The following is a 7271-nucleotide window of genomic DNA, read 5'->3' as shown; positions in this document are numbered from 1 at the left end:
AAATAAAATTGCTTAAAATCGTTGATAACACTTGACTTAGAGTAGAAAAAAGCAGCGGCGCAAATACAGCGTCACTGCAATATGTAGCAAGATTATCAATGAAGAAAATGGTATTTATCACTTCTAAGGAGGAAGGATATTTCATCTAGCCACTTATATCCTAATGCTACAGTATTAATTTGTTAAATAAAACGGCTATTAAATCTACCAATATTTTTCTAGTGGCTTTTCATTCCTACCAGTGCGAGTTTGACGCAAATGTTCAGTCACAATATTAGTCAACACTTCGGCTAATTTATCAATCTGCTCAACAGTCACATATTCGTATCGGCCATGATAATTGCCACCACCATTAAATAAGTTAGGTGTAGGAATTCCTTTAGGCGAAATAAAGTTTCCATCAGTTCCACCTCTAAAGGATTGTACATTTGGCTTTAGTCCAGACTTGCGATAAGCATCAAGAGCCAGATTTACAATATATGGCTTGTCCTTAATATAGTTGTAGATATTTTCATATTGCTCACGAATATTTACAGTAAATCTATTGCCATACTTTTTGTTCATCTTTTTAACTAGATCGCGAATAAACTGTTCTTTACGGTTATATTCACTTTGATCAAAATCACGAATAATCATGCTAATATCGGCATGATCAACATTGCTTTGAGCATGTAGAACCAAGAAATAACCATCATGATTACGTGACTTTTCAGGCACTTGATCCTGAGGTAAATTAGACAAAAAATCATTCATCAAAGTTGTTGCGTTAACCATCAGACCATATGCTTCACCAGGGTGAACTACAGTCCCTTTAATATGGATCGTAATCTCTGACGCATTAAAGGTATCGTATTCAAAATCTCCTGGCCGCCCATTGTCTAACGTATAAGCGAATTCTACATTAGGAAAATCAGCTGGATCAAAATATTGACCACCACAGCCAATTTCTTCGTCTGGACCAAAAGCAACAAAAACATCACCGTGTTCAATTTCAGGATGTTCAGTTAAATATTTAAGCATTGCTAATGCCCCAGTGATTCCAGCCTTATCATCAACTCCTAGCAAAGTATGACCATCAGAAGTAATTAAGGTTTGTCCTTTTAGATTTAATAAGTCTGGAAACTCGGTTGGATCAAGAACAATATTATCTTTCTCATCTAGGATAATTTTCTGACCATCATAATTTTCGTGAATTTGTGGCTTAATATTAACTGCGTTAAAGTCTGCAGTATCCACGTGAGCAAAGAAGCCAATAGGCGTTACCTTTTCTGCTGTGTTTGCACTTAACTTTCCAATTGCAAAAGCTGTTTTTTCATTATAGTAAGCATCAAGCCCAAGCTCTTTCATTTCCTTTACTAGTTCCTTGGCCAGCTCAACTTGGCCAGGTGAGGAAGGAATCTGATCATGATGTTCATAATATGAGCGAGTATTCTTTTTAGCTAACTGAATAAACCGTTTTTCTTCATAATCTAAATTATAAAAACTCATTAATATTGCCTCTTACACTAATTCCATCGTATCACTTGAAACTGGCTCAGACTTGGGGTCTGACCACCACGGCTCTTTAACTGTTTTGATAATTTTAAAACCATGCTTTGCATACAGCGCTTTAGCTGCTATATTTGCGCTAAAGACTTCTAGCCTAATCGGCCGTCTAATATTTGGTAACACTGAAGCTAACAAATGATCACCAATACCACGTCGTTGAAATTGAGGATCAATATAAAAATAAGCTAAATTATGTGGCTTATACGCAGCAAAGCCAGCAAATTCATTATTAACTTCTACAATCCTAATCTCAGAATCAAAGAAATTATACCAGTATGGTGCTTCCTTAAACGGAATAAAATATTTCTCCACTCCGCCTATTTTCATTTCTTGCAAACGAGCCGCATCATGAACCCGGCACAAATCTTCGTAATCTAAACTTTGAAAACATCTAGTTCTTACTTGCATAATTTACTCCTTTAGGTGAAAGAGTTAATAAATTTTTATTTTTCTTTAATTATACAGAAGTGAATTATACATTTAAAGATTTTAGTTCCAATTCAACCAGTCTTCATCAAAAAACTTAACTTTTTCTTCCTGTGATTCTAATTCCTCTTGTTGCATCATAGCTATTATCATCTCATCTTTCTATTTTTAGACCATTAGTTCGCATAGAAATTATATCAAACAAAGGTTCATCTTTCTACTCTTTTTCAAAAAAATATTAATTGAGTTAGTAATAGATGTGAATTACCTATATTTTTATCCACAATCGCGATAATATCGGGCTTCAGAGCCATGTTTCACGTTTATTGTTTACATTTAGCTGTTTTTCCAAGTAATCAAATAGCTTTTCACCTTATAAAAATTGTTTCATAAAAAAGGATCCAACTTAATGGATCCCTTAAACATGTTATTAGTAAATAATTACAGGTTCGCCCTTTTTGATATTGTTCCAAACGCTTCGAATCTCGCTTGGCTTAACATTAACACAACCATGTGAACCACCTTTTAGATAAGCGGTCTTGCTCCAATCAGTCCGCCAAGAGGCATCGTGAAAACCACTGCCACTTAAGGTAAATGGCATCCAATACTTAACTGGAGAAGCATAACTTGAACCATCATCATTGGTCCCACGCAATGTACTTGGTGATTCCTTATAGTGGATATACCACACCCCACGCGGAGTTTGATCACCCTTAGAACCTTCCATAGTACCGGTAACAACATCACGAAGATGAACGGCTAGTTTACCCTTTTTGATCAACCATACCTCTTGCTTTTTCAATGATACAACAGCATAAGTATCACCAATTTCTTTATTTGAATAGCCATAGCCGTGAGGATAAGTGCTGTAGCCTAAACCGTAAAGTGCATCTGCACCATCAAAGTTTTTTTGGCCTTTGGCAAATGCTTCGAGAAGTAAGCGTTGCGTCTTTTTAACATAAACGCCCCAACCCCAAGTCTTATTCTTTACCGTTATGGTTTTCCCTTTAACTTTATTGCCCTTTGGCACTGTAAATTTATAGCTCTTGTGTAATGTTGAAACTTCTTTATCAATTTGATTTAACTTAGTCGTTAATTTACTAGTATCACCAAATTGATAGCGATTATCTCGATAAGTCACATTATTCAATAAATCTTTGGCCTTTAATTGATAGTTTTTGCCATTAATTTTATAAGTAATCTCTGCTTTGCTTAAGTCAGTTAGTTTCTTTTTAGCTGTAGCTAAATTACTAGTAGTAAACTTATAAGTCTGAGTCGATGGAGTTTTAGTTTGTTGCTTCTTAAAAAAGGCCTTTGTCTCGGACTCATCTAATGATTGGACTGTAGTGTTATAGCTATAAACCAGTTCGTTATTTTTTAACTCAACTTGATTTTTAGCTTTTTGGTTAACTTTAGCCATTGCCTTAGTAACGGTTAGCTTTCCTACTTTAACTCCATCGATTGTAACATTAGGGTTAAAGTGAGTTTTAGCATATTTTTCTGCTGCAGCTTGTGTTGCCACACGGTGATTATGAATGCCAAAACCCGCGATTACCCCAACGATAATTAAAACTGCAATCGTTAAAATAATAATATTGTTTCGTTTATTCTTTTTCTTTAGGTCTTCGTTCATACTATCCTACCTTTTATGTCAGTAATAATATCTTTAATATAGCACCTTGCAAATTTCGTGTAAAATCTATTGATTTATCTAACCTTTTTTATAATTAGACGACTAGCATCCCGCAAAGCAAAATATAAAATTGGTGTACAAATTGCAGTAGAAATTGAATTGATTACAGTTGCAGGCAAACTAACAAAGGCTCCAACTAACGCTACTTTAAAGCTCGTCCCCACCATTAAAGCTTCAACAATTGAAACGCAATAAGTAGTGAATATCTTAGTTACCCCTGCAATAATACCTAAAATAATAATATTTCTTTTACTATCTTGATAGTGCATTCCTCGATAAACTGCTGTCAAAACCGAAGCCACTACTACTACCTCAAGCATAGTTAACCATGATGTTGCGGCATAGCCATTTAACAAATCAAAACCACCTAGACCAATAATTCCCGCAATCATGCCATTACGATAACCTAAATATAAAATTGCTACAGCAGTTAGCGTATTTCCAAAATGAATAAATGGGCGTCCTACCATAGCAGGAACGGGGATTCTTAACACCCAGATCCCAATATAAATAATTGCCGCAAAAAGTCCCGTTAAAACTAAAGCTTGTAAAGAATTCTTGTTTTCTCTAAATATCTGCATTATTAATTATTACTCCATCTCTTCAGTAAATCTGGTAAAGCTGCTGCATAATTTGGTCCTAGACGTGAATCTTGCTTGGGTGTTTCCCTGATTGCTTGTGCAACAAAATCGGCCGCAATTGAACACGCTTTTTCTAAATTTTCTTTATGCATTACAGCAGCAAAAAATGCACTTGCAAACAAATCTCCCGTACCAAAATAATTACCTGGGAGTTTTTTCTGAATTAAAGACCAACTATGATCGGCTGTAATTCCAACTTCCGCAATTTTTCCTTATTAAGTGAAATACCGGTAATTATGACATTCGGGACACCAAATTGACTAGATAATTCAGCCGCAAATTCTGTTGCTGTTTTCAATGAATTACTAGTTGCCTTTTTGCCTAATAAAAATGCTACTTCTGTCATATTCGGCGTTAAAATCGTAGCCGACTTAACTAGATTTCGCATCTTTATTACATAGTTTTCATCAATGCCACGATAAAGTTGACCGTGATCACCCATTACTGGATCAATCAAGATCAATTTATTTTTTTGTTTAAAATAGCTAATCTTTTCTGTCCAAAAATCTAATGCACTTTTGCCCAAATAGCCTAAGTATACAGCTGAAAAATCAAAACCAACCTTTTGCCAATGGGCCATAATCTTAGCCATTTCATTATTCAAACTTAAAAAAGTATTCTCACCAAAGCCACCCGTATGTGTAGACAAAATTGCAGTAGGCAATACGGTCGGGCTCAAGCCACATGCTCCTAAAACGGGTAAAGCTGCACTAAGTGATACTTGACCAGCACAAGATAAATCTTGGCTAACTAATACGCCACCATTAACCATCTTTTTTACTCCAATCAAAAAAATCCTGCTTTAAGCTTAACATGAAGTTTAAAGCAGGAAAAATTTTATTTTGCGCTAAATGTATTAGCCTTGATATGATTCAAAATTTGATAACCAATTTGTTTATTTCTGTTTTCATCATTTTGAGTTTGATTTAAGAACATAATCAAACCATTTTGATTATCTGTAGTCATCTGAATCCAGTTACCAAAGTGAGTGTTATATAAGTTACCATATGCTAACTTCAAGTTATCATTATTCTTCATATATAAACCACCTGAATAACCATTTGATGAACGTGATGTTAAATGAGTCATATAATCAAAGTCTGTTCGACTCAAAATTTGCCCATTGGTTAAACCAAGTTGAATACGGTAATAGTCCATTGGAGCTGAGAACAAATTACCAGCACCTACCAATTGAGAAGCTTGAGTCTTTTTAACATATTGAGCCCATTGGTAATTCTTTTGATTCCAGGTATATGAGATACCATCCGTCATCCCGGCTGGAATATCTTCCAAGAAATAAGTTCGCTTTAAGCCAAGCTTATTAATAATTCGTTCCTGCACATTTTGCTTGTAGCTTTGTCCAGTTTCTTGACGTATAATTCCAGCTAACAAAATATAGTTGGTATTATTGTATGAAAAATTACCAGGTTGATTTTGCGTAGTTGAGTTTAGCTTATTAACAACCCAATTAATTGCATCAGCTTCTGAATAAACACGTCCTCTATTTACTTCAGTATCAGCTGCTGTCAATCCAGAAGTATGCGTCATCAAGTTGCCGACGGTAATATTATCAGCACCTTTTAAATTAGGATACCACTTAGAGATCTTAGTATACTGTGTAAACTTCCCTGCAGAAATTAATTGGGTGATAATTGCGCCGGTAATTACTTTTTGCAAAGAACAAACAGGATAAACTACCTTACTATTTCCCGCACCTAATCGCTTGCCATAATAACCGTAACCATAAGAAATTTGTTGTGGTTGTCCATCTTTTACTATAACTACGGTACCACGAGCATAATAACTAGCTAATGTATTTCTAACAAAGCTCCGCATTTCAGTTTTGTTATAACTTGCTGCCTGAACTGTCGAGCTATTGGCATTAGCAATCGCCATTCCAACAGGCATTGAAGCAGCTATAGTTAACGAAATGGTTGATTTGATTAATGTTTTTTTTAAATTAATACGTTTCGTTTTAAATTCCCCCAGCAATGTTATGTAAATTCTACCCATAATACTAGCATTTATTTTTTTCATTGGGGTTACAATTTTGATAAAGAATCAATGAGAACGTATACATTTTCTTTTTCTAATATGGATAATTATTTAAATGATCTTGATCAGTAATCTGACGTATTACTTTAGCCGGTACCCCTAGTGCCAATGAATTATCTGGAATATCTTTAGTAACTACCGATCCAGCTCCAATAACGCAATTTTTACCAATTTTTACGCCGGGACAAACAGTAACATTGCTGGCTAACCAACAATTATCGCCAACAGTGATAGCTGCTCCATATTCAATATCGGCTATTTTTCCGTCTGATTGCTTGCGAGCATTTCTTTGAGTTGGCAACAAAGGATGCAATGGAGTCGCAAATGTTACGTTAGGTCCACACATTACATTATTTCCAATTGTTACGGGACAAGTATCCAAAATAGTCAAATTGAAATTAGAATAAAAATTATCTCCTAAGTGTGTAAATTGGCCATAATCCACTTCAATTGGTCCTTGTAAATATACATTTTGACCATGATTCGGAAAAAGACGATCGATAATTGCTTTCCGTTCTACCTCATCTTCATCAGTAGTTATGTTGTAATCACGTGATAAGCGATGAGCTAAACTGGAAATCTTTTTCAGTTCTTCAGTATCTGGGCGATATGGTTTGCCTGCCAACATTTTTTTAGTATTTTCTTCCATCGATAAAGCCTACTTTCTAATTTAATCGCTTACTTAAATAAATCATGTCTAGTAGCTGATGTCCAGCTTCAAAAATCGGATGATCATAATTTTTTACAAAAAAATCTTTGATCTTACCTGAGCGTTTAAAACCACATTTTTCATAAAAAGGAATAGTTAAGGGGCTATCACCCGTTCCAACTTGCAAAATTTGATATTTATTTTGGTTCAGTATAAATTCTTGTGTAAATAGAAATTAGATAACAAAAAAAGAAGGGTT

The 7271-nt window shown here is 34.9% G+C and carries 6 protein-coding genes and 2 pseudogenes; all 8 read right to left on the bottom strand.

Features of this window, described 5'->3' with window-relative positions:
* Positions 1–204 precede the first annotated feature (204 nt).
* The gene (gene pepT / locus CP363_RS10110; protein WP_005723045.1) at positions 205–1488 is read right to left on the bottom strand and encodes a peptidase T; all 1284 of its coding nucleotides are present in this window, start codon (positions 1486–1488) and stop codon (positions 205–207) included.
* 12 nt (positions 1489–1500) lie between these two features.
* Positions 1501–1956, bottom strand: a complete 456-nt coding sequence (locus tag CP363_RS10105) for a GNAT family N-acetyltransferase (protein WP_089143509.1) — start codon at positions 1954–1956, stop codon at positions 1501–1503.
* A 448-nt stretch (positions 1957–2404) separates the two neighbouring features.
* Complete coding sequence (locus CP363_RS10100; protein WP_089143510.1) at positions 2405–3607, bottom strand: L,D-transpeptidase family protein; 1203 nt, start codon at positions 3605–3607, stop codon at positions 2405–2407.
* A gap of 74 nt (positions 3608–3681) precedes the next feature.
* The gene (locus CP363_RS10095) at positions 3682–4248 is read right to left on the bottom strand and encodes an ECF transporter S component (protein WP_005719583.1); all 567 of its coding nucleotides are present in this window, start codon (positions 4246–4248) and stop codon (positions 3682–3684) included.
* Between the two features lie 2 nt (positions 4249–4250).
* Positions 4251–5080, bottom strand: a pseudogene (locus CP363_RS10090) (pyridoxamine kinase).
* A gap of 65 nt (positions 5081–5145) precedes the next feature.
* Positions 5146–6216: a serine hydrolase gene (locus tag CP363_RS10085; RefSeq protein ID WP_005722311.1), complete on the bottom strand. Its 1071-nt coding sequence runs from the start codon at positions 6214–6216 to the stop codon at positions 5146–5148.
* Positions 6217–6397: 181 nt separating this feature from the next.
* Complete coding sequence (locus CP363_RS10080) at positions 6398–7012, bottom strand: sugar O-acetyltransferase (RefSeq protein WP_023488828.1); 615 nt, start codon at positions 7010–7012, stop codon at positions 6398–6400.
* 16 nt (positions 7013–7028) lie between these two features.
* Positions 7029–7217 (bottom strand): annotated as a pseudogene (locus tag CP363_RS11240) (GNAT family N-acetyltransferase); the annotation flags it as partial.
* Between the last annotated feature and the right edge of the window lie 54 nt (positions 7218–7271).

Source organism: Lactobacillus sp. UMNPBX12 (assembly GCF_002553955.1).
In the GTDB taxonomy this organism is placed as follows: Bacteria; Bacillota; Bacilli; order Lactobacillales; family Lactobacillaceae; genus Lactobacillus; species Lactobacillus crispatus.
This window is presented reverse-complemented; position numbering and strand designations above follow the sequence as displayed.